The following is a 20,083-nucleotide window of genomic DNA, read 5'->3' as shown; positions in this document are numbered from 1 at the left end:
TAATAAAGTATATAGGAGAGATGCTTATGTCAGTAATTTCGATATTTTTTCTTTTACCAATAATTATTCAAATTATATTAGGAGTATTCATTTATAAAGATGCAAATTCAAATGGAATGAATGGTGTTTTATGGGCATTAGTTGTATTCTTGGTACCATGGTTTATTGGATTAATTGTATATCTAGTTGTTAGAAGTTCTTATAGTACAACAAATACCAATAATAAATATTTTAAAACAGAAGGAAATGTTAATAATATGCAAAATGAATCTTGTAAATATTGTGGGAAATCCGTTAATAAAGGATGGAATGTTTGTCCTTATTGTTCAAATCCAATAGATAAAGGCATTGAAACTTTGTATAAAGAAGTATAGTAGTTGAATTTAATTTATTATTTAAAGAAAATATTTGAAATTAAATGGGGGACAAAAATGAGTTTAGAAAGCGTAAAAGAACAATTTAAAAATAAAAACTTAGGATTGGAGATCATTGAGTTTGAGCAGAGTACTGCTACTGTAAATCTTGCTGCTGAAGCTTTAGGGGTAGAGCCTGATAGAATAGCAAAAACTATGGCATTTAAACTGAAAGAATCTAATATTTTAGTAGTTTCAAAAGGCGGTGCAAGAGTAGATAATAGAAAATTTAAAGACACATTTAGAACAAAGGCTAAAATGATGAGTCACGATGAAGTAGTTGATTTAACAGGTCACCCAGTGGGTGGAGTATGTCCTTTTGGACTTGAAAAGACTTTAGAAGTATACCTTGATGAAACACTAAAAGAATTTGATTATGTGTATCCAGCGGCAGGGTCACCAAATTCTGCTGTGAAAGTAACAATAGATGAATTAGAAAAAGTTACTGATGGAAAATGGGTTAATGTTTGCAAATAATTTTTAAAAAATAATCAACTAAAAATTGACTTAAAACATAATATAGAGTATAATCATACTAAACATATAGAAATACTGGGAGTTGAAGGGTGATAAAATGAAAATTTCTACAAAAGGAAGATATGGACTTAAAGCTATGGTAGATTTAGCTTATAACAACTCAAATGGTAAAAATGTTACTCTAAAAAGTATATGTGAAAGACAAAATATATCAGAAAGATATTTGGAGCAGATAATAGCTACATTACGTAAAGCAAACGTAGTAAAAAGCATCAAAGGAGCACAAGGTGGATATTTTTTAGCAGATTCAGCTAATCAAATAACCATTGGTAGAATATTAAGAGCAGTTGAAGGAAATCTTCATGTAACATCAGATAACGATGATAATCCAAAAGATAAGGTAGATGAGTGTATTCAAAGCAAAGTATGGGATGTATTAAACCAAACTATAGACAATGTAGTAGACTCTATTACTTTAGAAGACTTAGTATTTGAATATAGTAGAACATTAAATGATGGATTTATGCTATATATTTAATTTTTTTATAGAAATACCTATTTATCCGATAGGATAAATCAATATGAGAGGGGTAATAATATGACAATTGCAAAAAATTTAACTGAACTAATCGGAAATACACCAATATTGGAGCTTAATAATTTTAAAAACAATAATCAGTTATCAGGAAATGTATTCGCAAAATTAGAGTATTTTAACCCAGGTGGAAGTGTTAAAGATAGAATCGGTTTTGCAATGATTGAAGAGGCAGAAAAAGCTGGTATCATAAATAAAGATACTGTAATTATTGAACCAACTTCAGGAAACACAGGGGTAGGACTTGCATTAACTGCAGCTGCAAAAGGATATAAAATAATGATTACTATGCCTGAATCTATGAGTATTGAAAGAAGGAAGTTATTAAAAGCTTATGGTGCTGAACTAGTGTTAACACCAGCATCAAAAGGAATGAAGGGTGCTATAGAAAAAGCAGAAGAAATATCCAAAGAAATTCCTAATTCATATATTCCACAACAGTTTAATAATAAAGCAAATCCTGAGGCTCATAGGAGAACTACAGCACTAGAAATTATTAATGATTTAGGGGATAAAGTTGATATTTTTATAGCTGGAGTTGGAACAGGAGGCACTTTAACAGGAATTGCAGAAGTACTTAAAGAGAAGAATCCTAATGTGAAAATAATAGCAGTAGAACCTATACATTCACCAGTTTTATCTGGGGGGAATCCTGGACCGCACAAAATACAAGGTATAGGAGCTGGTTTTATACCAGGAGCTTTAAAAGTAGATGTAATAGACGAAGTGTTTAAAGTTGATGGTCAAGATGCATTTAAAACATCAAGGGAGCTTGCAACAACAGAAGGGCTTTTAGTTGGAATATCTTCAGGAGCAGCAGCATATGCGGCAAAAGAGATTGCTAAAAAAGAAGAAAATAAAGGAAAAAATATCGTTGTAATTCTACCTGATGGAGGAGAAAGGTATTTATCAACTGAGTTATTTCAAGATTAAAATAAATAAGGAAGATTGAGCCTCTATAAATAGTTGAATAACTAATGAATTTATTATAAACTTAAAATATAAATAATATTATATTTACTAGGAGGCAAAGGAAATGAATAATTCTAGATTATATAAATCAACAACGGATAAAAAGATTTCTGGTGTTTGTGGAGGATTAGCTGAAGCTTTAGGACTTGACCCTTCAATTGTAAGAATAGTTTGGGCACTAGTATCTTTGTTTTATGGCTTTGGTATCATTCTTTATATCATTGCTGCATTAGTTTTACCAGAAGGAAAACCTCAAGAGAATATAAGAAGAAATCAACAATCAAATTCCAATGGTTTTTCAAAAAGAAAGGAAGAATCATCAGAAACGGAAGCTTATGATGTTAACTATAAAGAAGTAAAAAGTTTTGATGATGTAGAACAATAAAAATTTCTATAAAGGGGTGACAGAGGCTGCGTTTGCAGCCTTTTACTTATGAAAGAATTATATTTTGATTTTGCTGCAACTACAAAAGTGAAGAAAAAAGTTTTAGAAGAAATGCTCCCATATTTTATGGAGTATTATGGGAATCCATCATCTATTTATTCATTATCAAGAAAAGTAAAAAGTGCAATAGATAGCAGTAAAAAAAATATTGCAAAATTGATTAATTCCAATAGAACTGAAATATATTTTACATCTGGAGGTACAGAGGCTGACAATTGGGCCGTAAAAGGAATAGCTCTTGCAAATAGAGAAAAGGGTAAGCATATAATAACCACAGAGATTGAGCATGCAGCGATACTTAACTCATGTAAATATCTGCAATCCTTAGGGTTTAGAGTGACATATTTACCAGTTGATAAAAATGGCTTCATAAATTTAGATCAACTGAGAAAGAATATAGATAAGGAAACTATTTTAGTATCAATTATGTGGGGAAATAATGAAATTGGGACTGTTCAAAATATAAAAGATATAGGAGAAATTTGTAAACAAAGTAACGTATATTTTCATACTGATGCAGTTCAGGCATTAGGTCAAATTCCGATAGATGTTAAAGAAATGAATATTGATTTATTATCAATGTCAGCTCATAAAATATATGGACCAAAGGGAATAGGAGCACTTTATATTAAAAAAGGTGTTAAAATACATAATCTTATTCATGGTGGAGAACAGGAAAGAGGAAGAAGATCTGGAACTGAAAATGTACCTGGTATAGTTGGTTTCGGAAAAGCGGCTGAATTGACTTATGAAAATTCAAAGGATGAAAAGAATAAGCTTATATGCTTTAGAGATAAAATTATAAAAGAACTATTAAAGATTGATAAAACTAAAATAAATGGTGCTACTGGAGAAGATAGATTACCTAATAATATCAATGTTTGTTTTGAAGGGGTAGAATCAGAAGAATTACTTATAGTTTTAGATACCGTGGGTATTTTTGCGTCAGCTGGAAGTGCTTGTTCGGCAGGGGCTATAGAAGAATCACATGTCTTAAAAGCTATTGGATTATCAGTTGATGAAGCAAAAAATTCTATAAGATTTACAATAGGGTATACTATAAATAATGATATAATAGAAGAGTTCATAGGTAAAATAAAAATGGCTGTAAATAACATAAGACAAGTTGATTTATAGGATGGTGTAGAGATGAAAAAGAAAGTTGTTATTGGAATGAGCGGAGGAGTTGATAGCTCAGTTGCTGCATATCTTTTGAAACAGCAAGGATATGAAGTAATAGGTGTTACAATGCAAATTTGGCAAGAAGACGATGAGCATGCTGAAAGAGAAGGTGGTTGCTGTTCTTTAAGTGCTGTAGATGATGCAAGAAGAGTAGCTGATAAATTAGATATACCTTTTTATGTAATGAATTTTAGAAAAGAATTCCAAAACAAGGTGATTGATTATTTTGTTGATGAATATTTAATTGGTAGAACTCCAAATCCCTGTATTGCTTGTAATAGGTATATAAAATTTGATTCTTTTTTGAAAAAAGCAAAAGCAATTGGCGCTGATTATGTTGCAACAGGACATTATGCAAAGATTACTAAAGAGGGCGATAGATATCTTTTAAAAAGTGCTATAGACGATAAAAAAGATCAAACATATGCATTATACAATTTGGATCAATCAATGCTTGAGCATACACTTATGCCTTGTGGAGAGTTTACGAAACCTAAAATAAGAGAAATTGCAAAAGAAATAGGCCTGGATGTTCATAATAAGAGAGACAGCCAGGAAATATGTTTTGTATATGACAATAATCATGGTAAATTTATAGAAACACAAGTACCAGGAAAAGTTAAGACTGGGAATTTTGTTGATGAAGAAGGCAACGTATTAGGGAAACATAAAGGGATTGTACATTACACAATTGGTCAAAGAAAAGGGCTTGGTTTAGCTCTAGGAAAACCTGTGTATGTTGTAGATATTAATGAAAAAACAAATGAAGTTGTAATTGGTAGTGAGGAAGGTATCTTTAGAAATAAACTAATAGCATCAGATTTGAACTTTATTCCTTTTGAGAAACTAGAAGAGCCAATGGAAATACAAGCAAAGATAAGATATAGTGCACCAAAGGCAAATGCAACTATAATTCCACTTGGAGAAGATAGAGTTAAGGTTGTTTTTGAAGATAAACAAAGAGCTATTACCAAAGGGCAAGCGGTTGTATTTTATCAAGATGACTTAGTTGTTGGTGGTGGAACTATAGAATAAAGATAAAGCCTTGACAAATTGCAAGGCTTTATCTTTATCAATATTTCCTTTAAAAGATATTTACTAAAAAATTAATTACATAGCTTTCTTATCTAAATATTGTTTCAGCTAAATTTGGACAATGTGAGGTTTCTTCCTTGAGTTGTTTTCCATTCAAAGTAAATCTAACGCCATCAATCCAATACCCTTTATATTGTTTTTGAAGTATATTTTCTATAAGGGTATATTCAGTGATTTGTCCTCCCACTGAACCTTGCATTTTTTGATACCAGTAGCTTTTATCTCCTCCTAGATTGATAACAGCTATCTTTTTATTATTTACTGTTTCTATAGTTTTTAACTCCAACGATTTTCCATCAAAATACTTAGTTGATATAGTGCTAAGTATCTTTCTTATATTATCAGCAACCCCTAAACCAACTGTTTTAATCTCTCCTCCACTTATAACTTTATAATCAATATTTTTAGTTGTTATCTTAAATATTCTCACAGTTTTATCTGGTTCAGCAGTATTACTATCGGTTTTATTTTCCGATTTTGATTTATCGGTAGGTGCTGATTCTGAGTTTGATTTTTCCTCAGAATCTGGTTTATCAATATTACTATCTGCTTTATTTTCTGATTCTACTTTACCTGTAGGTGTTGCTTCTAAATCTGATTTATCCGCATAATCACTCTTGTCTTCAGATACATTAATATCATTAGTAGTTTGATTTTGTTCTGTTATATTGTTATTTTTATCTCCTGTACATCCAACAAAAGATATAGTAATAATTATAGTTAATGCAGTTAAAAAAATTCTCTTCATATTCTTCTCCTTATTATTAAATTTTTACTATTTTCCATAATAAGTATATTATACACATATATTGAAATCATATCCATATGTCTCCTTGTTATATGAGTAAAGTTTACATTTTATTAATGACCTTAATAATTTTATACTCTAGATATTGTTCTAGAAGATTTATTGTGTTTATGAGATATATGGTATTATTGATGTATAAATCTATTATTGAGCTGAGATATCTGTATAATTAATAGTGGTTTAACTTAAAAAAAAAGGGGGATTATCTATGATAAAAGCACTATTCACATATGATTACGGCACTGAAAAAATGAAAAAGATTGAAGAATTAGGATATGAAATAGTAATGGGTAAAGAAAATAATCACGCTTTTAATAATTCTAAAGATTATGTTACTTATAATGATGAATTAAAAGATGTAGAGATGTTAAGCTGTTATAATCCATTTACTACATTAGATATTGGAAAAATGACAAAACTAAAATGGATACAATTATCCAGTATAGGAGTAGATCAAGTTCCAAAAGATATTGTAAATAGGAATAATATTATAGTTACTAATAATAGAGGTGGTTATAGTATACCTATAGCTGAATGGATAGTTATGAGCATACTTCAAATGATGAAGAATACCAATAAGTTCTATAAAAAACAACAAAATAAGATATGGAAAATGGATGGTTCTGTACTTGAACTATATGGGAAAACAGTAGGTTTTGTGGGGACAGGGACTATTGCAATAGAAGCAGCTAAAAGACTTTCAAGTTTTGGTGTTAAAATTTTAGGAGTTAATACAAAGGGAAGAGATATACAATATTTTGATAAGTGTTATTCTAGAGCACAAACTGATGATATGTTATCTCGATGTGATGTTGTAGTAGGCATGGTTCCAGGTACAAAAGCTACATATCATTTATTTAATGAAGATAGATTTAAGGCCATGAAAGATGGAGTATTGTTTGTAAATTCTGCTAGAGGAAGTATTGTTGATGAAAATGAGTTAATAAAGAATTTAAAAAATGGTAAAGTAAGGGCAGCAGCTCTTGATGTATTTGAACAGGAACCACTTTCTTTAGATAATCCATTATGGGAAATGGAAAATGTTATAGTAAGTCCTCATAATTCTTGGATTTCTGAAATGAGAAATGAAAGAAGATTTAATTTAATATATAATAATATGAGAAGTTATATTAGAGGCGAAGAACTTAGTAATATAGTGAATCTAGGAAAAGGATATTAAATATAAAAAACATTTGACAATGTGGATCTAATAATATATACTGAGATAGTAAAATTAAATAGTTAATTTTTGGGTGCTTCAATTTTTTTGAAGATAATAGGGAAAAAGGTTAAAATCCTTTACAGCCCCCGCTACTGTAAGTAGGTATGAAATCTTATAAGACACTGATATAAATCGGGAAGTCAGGAGAGTAAGTTGATCTACAAGTCAGGAGACCTGCCTAAAAAATTTGGCAACTGCTTCGGTGGGAAGTATGAGGTTATATTTGTGCATTTTGGTCAGCTTTTAGATTTTATACTAATATGATGACATTGTATATAATATAAAATGATTACTAAACCTACACAGTTGTTGTAGGTTTTTTATTATGCTAAATATTATATTAAGTTAATGTTTGTAATATTTTTATAGGTTTATTTTAAAATTACAAAAAAAATGCAAAAAATCAAAAAACATAGTAAGAAAATATAAATATATTTAGTTATAATTAAAATATAAAAAATTGTTTCAATTAAATTAATTTCGCAAGACATTTCTTCCAAATAAATAATACCAAAAAATATAGGCCCTAAAAATTTTAGGGGCTATATTTTTTTTGTTTTTTTCCAATAATAAAAATATATATTAATATAAGGAGGTAAACATGGAAAAAATTCATTATGAAGTATCAGGATTGATTAATGCAGATAGAAAGACGAAAGTAAAAAAAACATTAGATAATGTAAAGGGAGTTAAAGAAGTTGAAGTTAATCTTGCCAAGGGAACTGTAGATGTTAGTTTCAATTCACCAGCAACTGAAGAGAAGATTGAGCAAAGTATAGAGAAGCAAGGATGCGTAATTATAAATTGAGAAGAAATCTTTTAACTTCATGAAAGATAAAAGGTAAATAAAAAATTTTACATTGAAAAGGAAGCTTTTTAGAAATGATAAGAGCTTCCTTTTAAATTTTTTGCAAGACAAAGTTTATGTAATCGCTTTAATTCCAATACACTTTAGTTTTGTCACTATTTTATACTGACAATTAGAGCCTTTCTTTTCCTTGTATAGCTAGATTTAACGGAATATAATCAAATTGTAATCAGCTGATACATTTAAAAGAAAATTCTGAAAAATGAAATTATACTAAAATATTATTCATAAAAATCAGGAATTTATAGGGGGAGATTGTATGGCTAACACAGCTACAAATTTGCAAACAAGAACAACACGAGATAATGTACAAGTATTTGGTCGTTTTTTAAGTGGCATGGTGATGCCTAATATTGGGGCATTTATCGCATGGGGATTAATTACAGCTTTATTTATTCCAACAGGTTGGTTACCTAATGAAAGTTTGAGTAGTTTAGTAGGGCCAATGATTAATTACTTATTACCATTACTAATAGGTTATACAGGCGGTAAAATGGTTGGTGGAACTAGAGGTGGTGTTGTTGGGTCAGTTGCAACTATGGGAGTAGTTGTTGGAGTAGACATACCAATGTTTATTGGTGCGATGATAATGGGTCCACTAGGTGGATATGCAATAAAGAAATTTGATGATGTAGTAGAAGGAAAAATACCAACAGGTTTTGAAATGTTAGTTAATAACTTTTCCTCAGGAATTATATCTATGTTATTAGCAATGTTAGCTTTCTTAGGAATTGGACCTATAGTATTAAATCTTACTATAGCTTTAGGCAATGCAGTAGAAGCAATGGTAACTGCAAATTTATTACCAATAGCTTCAGTATTTATAGAACCAGCAAAAATATTATTCTTAAATAATGCGATTAATCATGGTGTTTTATCACCACTTGGAATAGCGCAAGCACAAGAATTAGGTAAATCAGTATTTTTCTTATTAGAAGCAAATCCAGGACCTGGGCTAGGTATTTTATGTGCATATTATGTATTTGGAAAAGGAATGGCTAAGAATTCTGCACCAGGAGCGATTATAATTCATTTTTTAGGAGGAATACACGAAATTTACTTTCCATATGTACTTATGAATCCAATATTAATATTAGCTGTTATAGCAGGGGGAGCAAGTGGAGTGCTAACATTTACAATACTTGGAGCAGGATTAGTAGCAGCTGCATCACCAGGAAGTATATTTGCAGTAATGGCGATGACACCAAAAGGTGGATTATTACCAGTATTAGCAGGTGTAGTAGTAGCAGCAGTTGTATCATTTTTAGTAGCAGGATTTTTTATTAAAAGAGCTAAATCAAATGATGAAGAATTAGAAGATGCAAAATCAAAAATGGTTGATTTAAAAGGAAAAAAATCTTCAGTTGTTAAAGTTGGAAGTAAAGTAAAATTAATTGTTGTAGCTTGTGATGCGGGAATGGGATCAAGTGCAATGGGAGCTTCAACTCTTAGAAAAAAAGTTCAGAAGTCTGGTCTTGATATTAAAGTAATCAATACATCTATAGATCAAATTCCACAAGAGGCTGATATTGTAATTACTCAACAAAGTTTGTCTTCAAGGGCTAAAAATGCAGCTCCTTTAGCTCAGCATATATCAATAGATAATTTTATGGGAACACCAGTTTATGATGAAGTTATTAAAAACTTAAGCAAATAAAAGTGTTAATAAGAGTGTGAATATATACAAAAGAGGGTAGCGCATAACATTCGTTACTCTTTTTTATTCAATAAGTATATTGAATTATGTCACTATTTATTCGTGACAAATAGCATTATCTTTGAGTTGTTTTAAAGGTTTTAGGGAACTATAATTAAAGTGAAAAGAGAAGTATTTTAAATATGTCACCAATACCTGCAGGAGGTGAAATATGACAAATATAAAGATTAGCTCAAGAGTAAAAAGAATTATTGAGATTTTATGTGATACTGATGGACCTATAACAGTAAAAGAAATAAGTAATAAATTATCAGTAAGTTCAAGAACTATTTTAAGAGAAATGTCAGAAGTAGAAAAATGGATTATTTCAAAAGGACTCATGTTAGATAAGAAACCAAGAGTTGGAGTAATTTTGAAAGGAACTATTGATGAAAAAGTTGAATTAAAAGCAAAATTAAATAATGAAGATATTGACAAGCTGTTTTCACCAAAAGAAAGACAATCTTTGATATTAAGTGAATTGTTGCAAAGCAATGAACCTATCAAGTTGTATTATTTCACAACAATATTCAAAGTCTCAGAAGGAACTGTAAGTCATGATTTAGACAAGGTAGAGAAGAAGTTAAAAGCTTATAATTTAAGATTGATAAGAAAGCCTGGTCTAGGAATTTATATAAATGGTAGTGAAAGTGAATTTAGAAAAGCAATGATAAACCTCTTATATGAATACTTAGATAAAAAACAAATACTTAAAATAATGAATCAAAGCTTGTCATTAAAAAATTCTAAAGAAAACAACAGTGTCTATAATCAAACTAGAAATAGATTATTGAATTTAATTGATAGAGAAACTATTTTGAAATTAGAAGATATTGTAGCCCAAGCAGAAAATGATATTGAGTATAAGTTTGCAGATAGCTCATATGTTGGACTACTTGTACATCTAGCTTTAGCAATAAAAAGAATAAAAAATAATGAAAATATAACAATGCAAAAAGAAGTGTTGTATGATCTTAAACTGAGTGAAGAGTTTGAAATAGCAGCAAAAATTGTTGAGAAAATTTCAAATGAATTTGGAATAAATATTCCTGAAGAAGAGATAGGATATGTAACAATGCATTTGAAGGGATCAAAAATAAGAAATGTTGCCCAAAGAAAAGATGATTTCACAATAGGTAATTTTGAATTGATAAAGATTGCGAACAAGATTATTAAGATAGCGGAAAAAGAATCTGGTTATTCTATAAAAAACGATAAAAATTTGTTGGTGGGTTTGGTATCACACCTACAACCAGCTATAACTAGATTAAATATGAATATGGATATTAGGAATCCTTTATTGGATAATATCAAAAATAAATATTTGGAATATTTTGAAATCAGTAAAAAAAGTGTTGCTTTTTTAGAAGATAAGTTTAATAAAAAAATTCCTGAATCTGAAATTGGTTTTATAACAATGCATTTAGGTGCAGCTATTGAAAAATCAAAAAATATAAACGAAAGAATATATAGAGTAATTGTTACTTGTACTAGTGGTATAGGGTCATCTAAAATGTTAGCAACTAGATTAGAAAAAGAGTACAAGAATTTAAAAATTGTAGATGTTATTTCTACAATAGAAATTGATGAACATTGGATAGAAGAAAATGGAATAGATTTTATTATTTCTACAGTAGAGATACAAGAGAGATTTATTCCTGTAATAACAGTTACACCATTATTAATAGATTCAGATATAGAGAAGATAAATACCTTTATTTCTCAGATAGATAAAATAAATTACAGAAATTTAGATGAAGAGAATAAGGTGAAGAATAACAAAAATGAAAGTGGTGTTGATAGAATAAACTTAAGAGAAAAAGCAATTTCTTTGATGGAGTATAGCAAAGCTATTGTAGATTTGATAGATAGTTATTTCTTCAAGGAATACGACAAAGTAGAGGATATCGAATCTTTAATTGAGAGAATTTGCTTATTTATTTCAGTAAATGAGAAAAGACGAATTATTATAAAAAAAGATCTTTTGAAAAGAGAAAAATCAGGCAGTACTGTGGTTAAAGGAAAAGGAATAATATTGATTCATGCTAGAACATTAGGTGTTGAGACATTGAAATTGGGAGTAGTAAGGTTGTCAAATCCAATAAATAAATTAAATGAAGATATTTATTTAGGTTTAATAATGTTAGCTCCAAAGGATGCAAATAAAAAAGAACTAGAAGTAATAAGTGAGATAAGTAAAAGCCTTGTAACCGTAGAAAGTTTCTCGCATGTTTTATTGAAAGAAAAAGAAAAAGAAATTTTAAATCAGATAGAAATTATACTTAGTAAGTTATTGAAGGGTAGAACTTAGACAAACAGGAGGAGTATTTATGGGTGAAGCTGTTGCAAAGAAAAGTAATAGAGAAAGAGTGCAGGTATTTGGTCGTTTTTTAAGTGGTATGGTAATGCCAAACATAGGAGCATTTATTGCATGGGGGTTAATAACAGCATTATTTATTCCAACAGGTTGGTTACCTAATGAAAGCTTAAGTAGTTTAGTAAGTCCAATGATTCTTTATTTATTACCATTACTTATAGGTTATACAGGTGGTAAAATTCTTGGAGGAACTAGAGGTGGAGTTGTTGGATCAGTTGCAACAATGGGAGTAGTTGTTGGAGTAGACATACCAATGTTTATTGGTGCAATGATTATGGGACCTTTAGGAGGTTATGTAATAAAGAAATTTGATGCTGGAGTAGAAGGAAAAATCCCAACAGGCTTTGAAATGTTAGTAAATAATTTCTCATCAGGAATAATAGGTATGGGACTTGCATTATTAGCATTCAAAGGAATAGGTCCAGTAGTATTGAGTCTTACAAATGGTTTAGGAAATGCAGTAGAAGCAATGGTAACTGCCAATTTACTACCATTAGCATCAATATTTATAGAACCAGCAAAAATATTATTTTTAAATAATGCAATAAATCATGGTGTTTTATCACCACTTGGAATAGCACAAGCACAAGAAGTAGGTAAATCAGTATTTTTCTTATTAGAAGCAAATCCAGGACCAGGGCTAGGTATTTTATGTGCATACTATGTATTTGGAAAAGGAATGGCTAAGAACTCTGCACCAGGAGCAATCATAATTCATTTCTTAGGTGGGATACATGAAATTTACTTCCCATACGTACTTATGAATCCAATATTAATACTAGCTGTTATAGCAGGGGGAGCAAGTGGAGTACTAACATTCACAATACTTGGAGCAGGATTAGTAGCAGCTGCATCACCAGGAAGTATATTTGCAGTAATGGCAATGACACCAAAAGGTGGGTTATTACCGGTATTAGCAGGTGTAGTAGTAGCAGCAGTTGTATCATTTTTAGTAGCAGGATTCTTCATTAAGAGAGCTAAATCAAACGATGAAGAATTAGAAGATGCAAAATCTAAAATGGTTGATTTAAAAGGAAAAGAATCATCTGTAATAAAAGTATCTAAAAATATAAATAAAGTAGTATTCGCATGTGATGCAGGTATGGGATCAAGTGCAATGGGGGCTTCAAAACTTAGAAGTAAGTTCAAAAAAGCTGGAATAGATGTAACTGTTATAAATAGTGCTATAAATGAGATTCCGGATGATGCTGATTTAGTTATTAGCCATGAAAAATTAACATCTAGAGCAAGAACAAATGCACCTGCGGCTGAACACGTATCAATTAAAGATTTTTTAAATACACCTGCTTATGATGAAATAGTAAGAAATTTTAAAGGTTCAAAAGCAGATAGTAGTCCTAATGAGAATATAGAAATACAAGAGAATATAGACAATACAAAAATAGTAGAAACTGAACAAACAATTTTAAGAAAAGAGAACATTAAATTAAATATGGATACTGTTGATAAAACTGAAGCAATTAAAATGGCTGGAAGATTATTAGTCAATGGTGGATATGTAGAAGAAGATTATATAGAAGCAATGATTCAAAGAGAAGAAGTAGTTACAACTTATATTGGCAATAATTTAGCGATTCCGCATGGAATAGGAGAAGCAAAAAAGCACATTAAAAAATCAGGTATAGTTGTTCTTCAATATCCTAAAGGAGTTTCTTTTGGAAATGGGAATATTGCAAACTTAGTTATAGGAATAGCGGGAAAAGGTGATGAACACTTAATGATACTATCTAATATTGCATCTGCTTTAGAAAATGAAGAAGATGTACAAAAATTAATTGAAACTGAAGATGTGAATTTAATTTATAAAACATTTGTTGAAATGTAAAAAAATTTTCCGGGGGGCTTAGTATGATAGTTACAGTAACTTTAAATCCAGCGTTAGATAAGACTATGGAAATTGATGACTTTAGTGTAGAGAGAGTAAATAGAGAAAAGAAATCTAGAGTAGATGCAGGTGGTAAGGGAATAAATGTTTCAAAAGTTATTAAGGAATTAGGAGGAGCAAGCATAGCTACAGGATTTTTGGCTGGAAATTCTGGTAATTTTATAAAAGAACAGTTAGATCAATTCGGAATACAGAATGATTTTGTTTTTACAAATGGAGAAACAAGAACTAATTTAAAAGTTGTAGATTTAAAGAATAAGACATATACGGATATAAATGAAAATGGACCAATAATTTCTGAAGAAGATTTGAAAAATGTAGAAAATAAAATGAATAAATATTTAGTAGATGGTTCAGTATTAGTGCTTTCTGGAAGTATTCCTAAGAATCTGAATAAAGACCTTTACTGCAAAATGATAATTTCAGCTAAAGAAATAGGCGCAAAAGTAATTTTAGACGCAGATGGAGAGTTGTTAAAAGAAGGTTTACAGGCTGGTCCTTATTTAGTAAAGCCTAATATAGATGAGTTAGAAAGGTTATATGGAGTAAAGTTAAAAACTAATGAAGAAATCATAGAATGTGCAAAAAAGTTATTTAATTATGGTATTGAAGTTGTTGTAGTTTCATTAGGTGGAGAGGGATCAATATTTATTACTGAAGATAATACAGCAATGGTAGAACCCATAAAAGTTGATGTGAAAAGCACAGTAGGTGCTGGAGACTCTATGGTGGCAGCTTTAGCACTATCTATAGATGAAAATTATCTTTTTGATAAAGTGATTAGACTTGCTGTTGCATCGGGTACTGGAGCCGTAACGATGGAAGGAACTCAAGCACCAAGTATTGATAAAGTTCTTAAAATATATGATGAAGTAAAATATGCATTAATTTGAGAGGATGATAAATATGAAAGCTAAAGCGGCATTATTATACGGGAAATCTGATATAAGAGTTGAGGAGTTTGAATTACCAGAAATAAAAGATGACGAGATATTAACTAAAGTAATATCAAATAGTATCTGTATGTCAACTTATAAAGCAGCAAAACTTGGTACTGACCATAAAAGAGTACCAGAAGATATTGATATAAATCCAGTTATTACGGGTCATGAGTTTGCTGGCGAAATTGTTAAAGTAGGAGCAAAGTGGCAAGAACAATTTAAAACAGGAGATAAGTTTGCTGTACAACCTGCTTTGAATTATAAAGGAAGTCCATATTCACCAGGGTACTCATATAAGTATTTTGGTGGAAATGCAACTTATACAATATTACCTCATGAATGTATGGAATTAGGATGTTTATTAAAATATGAAGGAGAATCTTTTTCTGATGCTTCTTTGGCAGAACCAATGTCTTGTATTATTGGTGCATACCACGCAAACTATCATACTAAGAATTTTATATATGAACACTTCATGGGAATAAAAGAAGGTGGAAAGCTTGCGCTTTTAGCATCAGCAGGTCCAATGGGAATGGGAGCTATAGACTATATAATTCATTGTGATAGAAAGCCAAGCCTTTTAATTGTAACGGATATAGATACTGAAAGGTTAGAACGAGCACAGAGGATTTTAACTATTGAAGAAGCGAAGAAAAATGGAGTTGAGCTTCATTATGTAAATACAAATGAAGTAGAAAACGGCGAAGAATATTTAATGGAATTAACAAATGGAGAAGGATATGATGATGTATTTGTATATGCTCCAGTAAGAACGGTAGTAGAAATGGGTGGAAATATTTTGGGGAAAGATGGTTGTTTGAATTTCTTTGCAGGACCTACAGATAATAAATTTTCTGCCGAATTTAATTTCTACAATGTACACTATGCTTCAACTCATATAGCAGGTACAAGCGGTGGTAGCACTGGAGACATGATTGAATCATTAGAAATGACTGCAAAAGGATTAATAAATCCAGCTGTAATGGTAACGCATATTGGTGGTTTAAAAGCTGTACCAGAAACAATACTAAATTTACCTAACATTCCTGGTGGTAAGAAACTTATCTACCCTCATATAGATATGGAAATAACAGCTATTGATGATTTTGAGGAAAAAGGTAAGCAAGATGAAAGATTCAAAACTTTAAGCGAAATTGTAAAAGATAACAATGGATTATGGTGCTTAGAAGCAGAAAGATATGTTTTAGCAAACTTTTAATGAAACATAAAACAAAATAGTATATTTTATTTGAGTTAGAAATAGGTGAATTAATATATTTTAAAATTTACTATAGATATAATTGTAAAATTTACTATAGATGGTTGACAAAGTCTAGATTATAAGCTAAAATTGCATAGTATTATAAATTTTGTAAAGGAGGTCGTTTAAATGAAAAAGCTAATTAAATCATTAAATGTAAGAAAATCAGATGCAAGAATAAAAGAAAAATTATATGTAGACGACCTGTATGGAAAAATTTAATTCTAATAATAGAGTAAAATTTTAATTTGTATAATATATGCCACAGGTTGTTACCTGTGGCTTTTTATTTTCTATACTATTATTTAAAATTGATAGAAAAATAAACGAATTATTTAAAAAGTCACTATGTCTTTAGACAGAGTGACTTTATTTTTTGCTCTATGAATTAATTTATAGATAAACTACTTCAATTATTAATTTATTCAAGTCTATAATTCGCAAAATTTTGATATTTTGTAAATGAATAAATTAAGTTTTCGTATGGTTTATCTTTATATGCAGGTTTTGAAAGTCGGAAATGAAAGAAGGTAAAGAAATGAAGAAGTATTCTAAAAAGATTAAAAATGTTATGACGCCTTATGAAGGGCTTCCAAAAGAAATATATATTTTGTTTATTGCTCATGTAGTAAATGCAGTTGGTGCTTTTGTATATCCTTTGTTAACATTGATTTTAACAAAGAAACTAGGATTTACTAAAGAAGAGACAGGACTTTGGGTTTTGGTAGCTGGAATAGCAATGGGGGTTGCAGGATTAATAGGTGGAAAGTTAATTGATACTTTTGGCAGAAAAAGAGTATTAGTTATATTTAATTTCTTATCTATAAGTTGTTATATATTATGTGCAATTTTTGTGAATCATACAGAAATAATATACTTATTAATTTTGTCAGGATTCTTTGCAGGGGTGTGTGAACCATGTTATGGAACTATTATTGCAGATTTAACTACTCCTGAAAATAGAGATGCATCGTATTCATTATCTTATATGGGATTTAACCTAGGTTTTGCGGTGGGTCCACTAATTGGAGGTATGCTATTTGAAAATCATTTAAGGTGGTTGTTCATAGGAGATGCAGTGACAGCTTTTATTGCATTGTCTTTAATTGCTATATTTATAAAAGAAACTATTCATAAAACAGAGGAAAAACTTGATAATGATCGAGAGTTGGAAAAAAGAGAAGATGGCTCTATACTTGGAGTTTTACTAGATAGGCCAATTTTAGTATTCTTTGCTTTAGCAGCTTTAGGATACTATTTTGTTTATGCACAATGGGGATTCCTTATGCCTCTTCATGTAGAACATAATTTTATCAATGAAGGAGCAAAGATTTATGGAAAAATGGGAAGTTTTAATGGATTGATAGTTATAGCATTTACTCCTATCCTTACAACTTTATTAATGAAAATAAAAAATATAAGAAGGATTGTAGTAGGAGGAATATTATATGCTGTAGGTTTTGGAATGCTTGGTTTCATAAGTACTAAAGGTGCATTTTTTACATCTGTATTAATATTTACTATAGGTGAAATTATAATTACTATTAGTTTAATGCCATTTTTAGCAAATCATACGCCAGCGTCGCATAGAGGAAGAATGAATGCAGTGTTACCTTTAATTATGGGAGCTGGTCATACTGTTAGCCCTTTTGTAATAGGGTATGTGCTAAAATATTCATCCATGGAAATGGCTTGGAGATATATAGGAATTGTGATGATAATCTCTACAATAGCTATGGCATTTATTGATAAGAAAGAAACTTTAGAAGCTCAAGATACTCAAGAATTATGTAAAGAAATATAAAATAAACTCCTATTCATGTGAATGGGAGTTTTTGTTAATAAACTATTAATTTTCATTTGTTTTAATGTGAATAAAATTTAGATGTGATATAAATAATATAAAATGCCAAGAAATATTGAAAATGAAAAGAGGGATTTAATGAACAATAAGATAGCATTGGTTCTTGAAGGTGGAGGTATGAGAGGAGTATATACATCTGGAGTTTTAGATTATTTTATGGATAATAATATACAGTTTCCATATGTTATAGGTGTTTCAGCAGGTGCTTGTAATGCTTGTTCTTTCATATCAAATCAAAGGGGTAGAAATAAAATAGTAAATATAGAATATGTAAATGATGATAGATATTTAAGTTATAAAGGACTTATCAGGAATAAGAGTATTTTTGGAATGGATTTTATTTTTAATGAAATCCCTAATAACTTAACTCCGTTTGATTTTGAGACATTTTTAAATTCAGATACTACTTTTAAAGTAGTGACCACAGATTGTGAAACGGGTAAAGCTTTTTATTTTGATAAAAGTAATTATGAAAGAGATTTCTTTGATATTGTAAGAGCCTCTATTAGTTTGCCTTTTGTTGCGCCAATAGCTAATGTAAACAATAAGAATCTCTTAGATGGAGGTATTGCAGATTCTATACCAATTAAAAAAGCATTTGAGGATGGGTATGATAAAGCAGTAATAGTACTTACTAGAAATAAGGGGTATAGAAAACAGCCATTTAAACATAGAAAAATTGCAAGCATATTTTATCAAAAATATCCTAACTTAGTAGATGCACTAATGAATAGGTATAAAGTTTATAATGAAACTTTGGATTACATAGAAAAACTAGAGAAAATAGGGAAAGTTATAGTTATAACGCCATCTCATCCCGTAAATGTAAGTAGAATTGAGAAAAATAAGGATAAATTAAATGCTTTGTATGATATGGGATATGATGATACTGAAACAATTAGTGATGTACTAAATGAATTTATTTTTGATGATGAAAGAATACTGATAGATGCTTAAGGAGTGAAACAACAAAGCCAACCTACTATAGGCTGGCTTTAAAACAAATATAGGGGGATAGATATCATTTTATTTATTTCTATATATACATAATAATACTTTTTTATGTCAATCATGTGTCACTTTTGTTAATTATTAGCTTATATATTGATTTTTATATATTGCTCAATTGAATATAATAGAATATGGTATAATATTGGTAATGAATTCACTTTTCATTAACAAAAAATAAAAAGGGGAGATTATAATGAAAGAAATGAAATATAACGAATATAGTACTGAACTAATGGAACAATTACCAAAAGGTGCATTTTTAACAGTAAAAAATGGGGAAGAAATTAATACTATGACTATTGGATGGGGAAGTCTTGGGGTTATTTGGATGAAACCTATTTTTACTGTTCTAGTTAGGTTTTCTAGATACACATATGAATTAATGGAGAATGCTAATGAATTTACAGTAAGTGTTCCTTTAAAAAATAATTTATCTAAAGCTCTTGCCTTTTGTGGAACAAAATCTGGTAGAGAGTTTGATAAGTTTAAAGAGTGTGGATTAACATTAAGACCCGGTAAAAAAGTAGATACGCCTGTTATTGAAGATTGTGAGCTTCATTATGAGTGTAAAGTTGTATATAAGCAAGTAATGGAACCTGCAACACTTGATAAAGATATTAAAAAGGCTAAGTATAGTGATAATGATTTTCATGTAATGTTTTATGGAGAAGTAGTTTCTTCATACTTGATAGAAGAATAGTATTTAATTGACATTGGCAGATGAGCTGATATAATAAATTCATAGTTAATTAATTAAAAAAGGAATATGATAAAATTTAATTGAATATAATATCTTCGTATAATCCCAATGATATGGTTTGGGAGTGTCTACCAGGAACCTTATAATTCCTGCTTACGAAGAAGATACGCTATGTGTATTTTCTTCGTAAGCAGGAATTTTTGATTTATAAGTTCTTTTGATAGATAAGGTCATTTCAATAAAATTAATG

General features: G+C 29.8%; 18 protein-coding genes and 2 riboswitches. Of the genes, 17 read left to right on the top strand and 1 reads right to left on the bottom strand.

What is annotated here, in order from left to right; all coding sequences use genetic code 11:
* Positions 1–26: 26 nt before the first annotated feature.
* The 7 genes from ACQ3F0_RS12620 (at position 27) to mnmA (ending at position 5,119) form a co-directional block, all read left to right on the top strand.
* A complete protein-coding gene (locus ACQ3F0_RS12620; protein WP_428865631.1) occupies positions 27–374 on the top strand; it encodes a zinc ribbon domain-containing protein in 348 nt (115 codons plus the stop codon).
* Positions 375–431: 57 nt separating this feature from the next.
* Positions 432–890 carry a YbaK/EbsC family protein gene (locus ACQ3F0_RS12615; protein ID WP_428865630.1) on the top strand — a complete coding sequence of 153 codons (459 nt, stop codon included), beginning with the start codon at positions 432–434 and terminating at the stop codon, positions 888–890.
* Positions 891–987: 97 nt separating this feature from the next.
* The gene (locus ACQ3F0_RS12610) at positions 988–1,428 is read left to right on the top strand and encodes an RrF2 family transcriptional regulator (RefSeq protein ID WP_428865629.1); all 441 of its coding nucleotides are present in this window, start codon (positions 988–990) and stop codon (positions 1,426–1,428) included.
* Positions 1,429–1,488: 60 nt separating this feature from the next.
* Positions 1,489–2,418, top strand: coding sequence for a cysteine synthase A (gene cysK, locus ACQ3F0_RS12605; protein ID WP_428865628.1), 930 nt, complete (start codon positions 1,489–1,491; stop codon positions 2,416–2,418).
* A 103-nt stretch (positions 2,419–2,521) separates the two neighbouring features.
* A complete protein-coding gene (locus tag ACQ3F0_RS12600; protein WP_428865626.1) occupies positions 2,522–2,842 on the top strand; it encodes a PspC domain-containing protein in 321 nt (106 codons plus the stop codon).
* 48 nt (positions 2,843–2,890) lie between these two features.
* Positions 2,891–4,039 (top strand): cysteine desulfurase family protein, encoded by a 1,149-nt coding sequence (locus ACQ3F0_RS12595; protein WP_428865625.1) that lies wholly within the window; start codon positions 2,891–2,893, stop codon positions 4,037–4,039.
* 12 nt (positions 4,040–4,051) lie between these two features.
* Entirely contained in the window at positions 4,052–5,119 is a 1,068-nt protein-coding gene (mnmA, locus tag ACQ3F0_RS12590) for a tRNA 2-thiouridine(34) synthase MnmA (RefSeq protein WP_428865624.1), read from the top strand.
* A gap of 88 nt (positions 5,120–5,207) precedes the next feature.
* Here the strand turns inward: mnmA and ACQ3F0_RS12585 are convergent, their stop codons facing one another.
* Complete coding sequence (locus ACQ3F0_RS12585) at positions 5,208–5,927, bottom strand: hypothetical protein (protein WP_428865623.1); 720 nt, start codon at positions 5,925–5,927, stop codon at positions 5,208–5,210.
* A 268-nt stretch (positions 5,928–6,195) separates the two neighbouring features.
* Between ACQ3F0_RS12585 and ACQ3F0_RS12580 the strand changes: the two genes are divergently transcribed.
* From ACQ3F0_RS12580 to ACQ3F0_RS12535, 10 genes are all read left to right on the top strand, one after another.
* The gene (locus ACQ3F0_RS12580) at positions 6,196–7,167 is read left to right on the top strand and encodes a phosphoglycerate dehydrogenase (RefSeq protein WP_428865622.1); all 972 of its coding nucleotides are present in this window, start codon (positions 6,196–6,198) and stop codon (positions 7,165–7,167) included.
* Positions 7,168–7,221: 54 nt separating this feature from the next.
* Positions 7,222–7,405, top strand: a riboswitch (cobalamin riboswitch).
* A 405-nt stretch (positions 7,406–7,810) separates the two neighbouring features.
* Entirely contained in the window at positions 7,811–8,017 is a 207-nt protein-coding gene (locus ACQ3F0_RS12575; RefSeq protein WP_428865621.1) for a heavy-metal-associated domain-containing protein, read from the top strand.
* Positions 8,018–8,336: 319 nt separating this feature from the next.
* Positions 8,337–9,734 (top strand): PTS mannitol transporter subunit IIBC, encoded by a 1,398-nt coding sequence (locus ACQ3F0_RS12570; protein WP_428865620.1) that lies wholly within the window; start codon positions 8,337–8,339, stop codon positions 9,732–9,734.
* A gap of 211 nt (positions 9,735–9,945) precedes the next feature.
* Positions 9,946–12,084 (top strand): BglG family transcription antiterminator, encoded by a 2,139-nt coding sequence (locus tag ACQ3F0_RS12565; protein WP_428865619.1) that lies wholly within the window; start codon positions 9,946–9,948, stop codon positions 12,082–12,084.
* A gap of 19 nt (positions 12,085–12,103) precedes the next feature.
* Complete coding sequence (locus ACQ3F0_RS12560; protein WP_428865618.1) at positions 12,104–13,996, top strand: PTS mannitol transporter subunit IICBA; 1,893 nt, start codon at positions 12,104–12,106, stop codon at positions 13,994–13,996.
* Between the two features lie 23 nt (positions 13,997–14,019).
* Entirely contained in the window at positions 14,020–14,949 is a 930-nt protein-coding gene (gene pfkB / locus ACQ3F0_RS12555) for a 1-phosphofructokinase (protein WP_428865617.1), read from the top strand.
* A 13-nt stretch (positions 14,950–14,962) separates the two neighbouring features.
* A complete protein-coding gene (locus tag ACQ3F0_RS12550) occupies positions 14,963–16,216 on the top strand; it encodes a zinc-binding dehydrogenase (protein ID WP_428865616.1) in 1,254 nt (417 codons plus the stop codon).
* Between the two features lie 580 nt (positions 16,217–16,796).
* Positions 16,797–18,062 carry an MFS transporter gene (locus ACQ3F0_RS12545; protein ID WP_428865615.1) on the top strand — a complete coding sequence of 422 codons (1,266 nt, stop codon included), beginning with the start codon at positions 16,797–16,799 and terminating at the stop codon, positions 18,060–18,062.
* 138 nt (positions 18,063–18,200) lie between these two features.
* A complete protein-coding gene (locus ACQ3F0_RS12540; RefSeq protein WP_428865614.1) occupies positions 18,201–19,079 on the top strand; it encodes a patatin-like phospholipase family protein in 879 nt (292 codons plus the stop codon).
* 247 nt (positions 19,080–19,326) lie between these two features.
* Entirely contained in the window at positions 19,327–19,833 is a 507-nt protein-coding gene (locus ACQ3F0_RS12535; RefSeq protein ID WP_428865613.1) for a flavin reductase family protein, read from the top strand.
* Positions 19,834–19,908: 75 nt separating this feature from the next.
* Positions 19,909–20,009, top strand: a riboswitch (purine riboswitch).
* Positions 20,010–20,083: the final 74 nt, after the last annotated feature.

This window comes from Clostridium sediminicola (genome assembly GCF_050402865.1).
Taxonomy (GTDB): domain Bacteria; phylum Bacillota; class Clostridia; order Clostridiales; family Clostridiaceae; genus Clostridium_AF; species Clostridium_AF sediminicola.
Note: the sequence above shows the minus strand (reverse complement) of the source record. Positions and strands in the feature narration are given on the sequence as shown.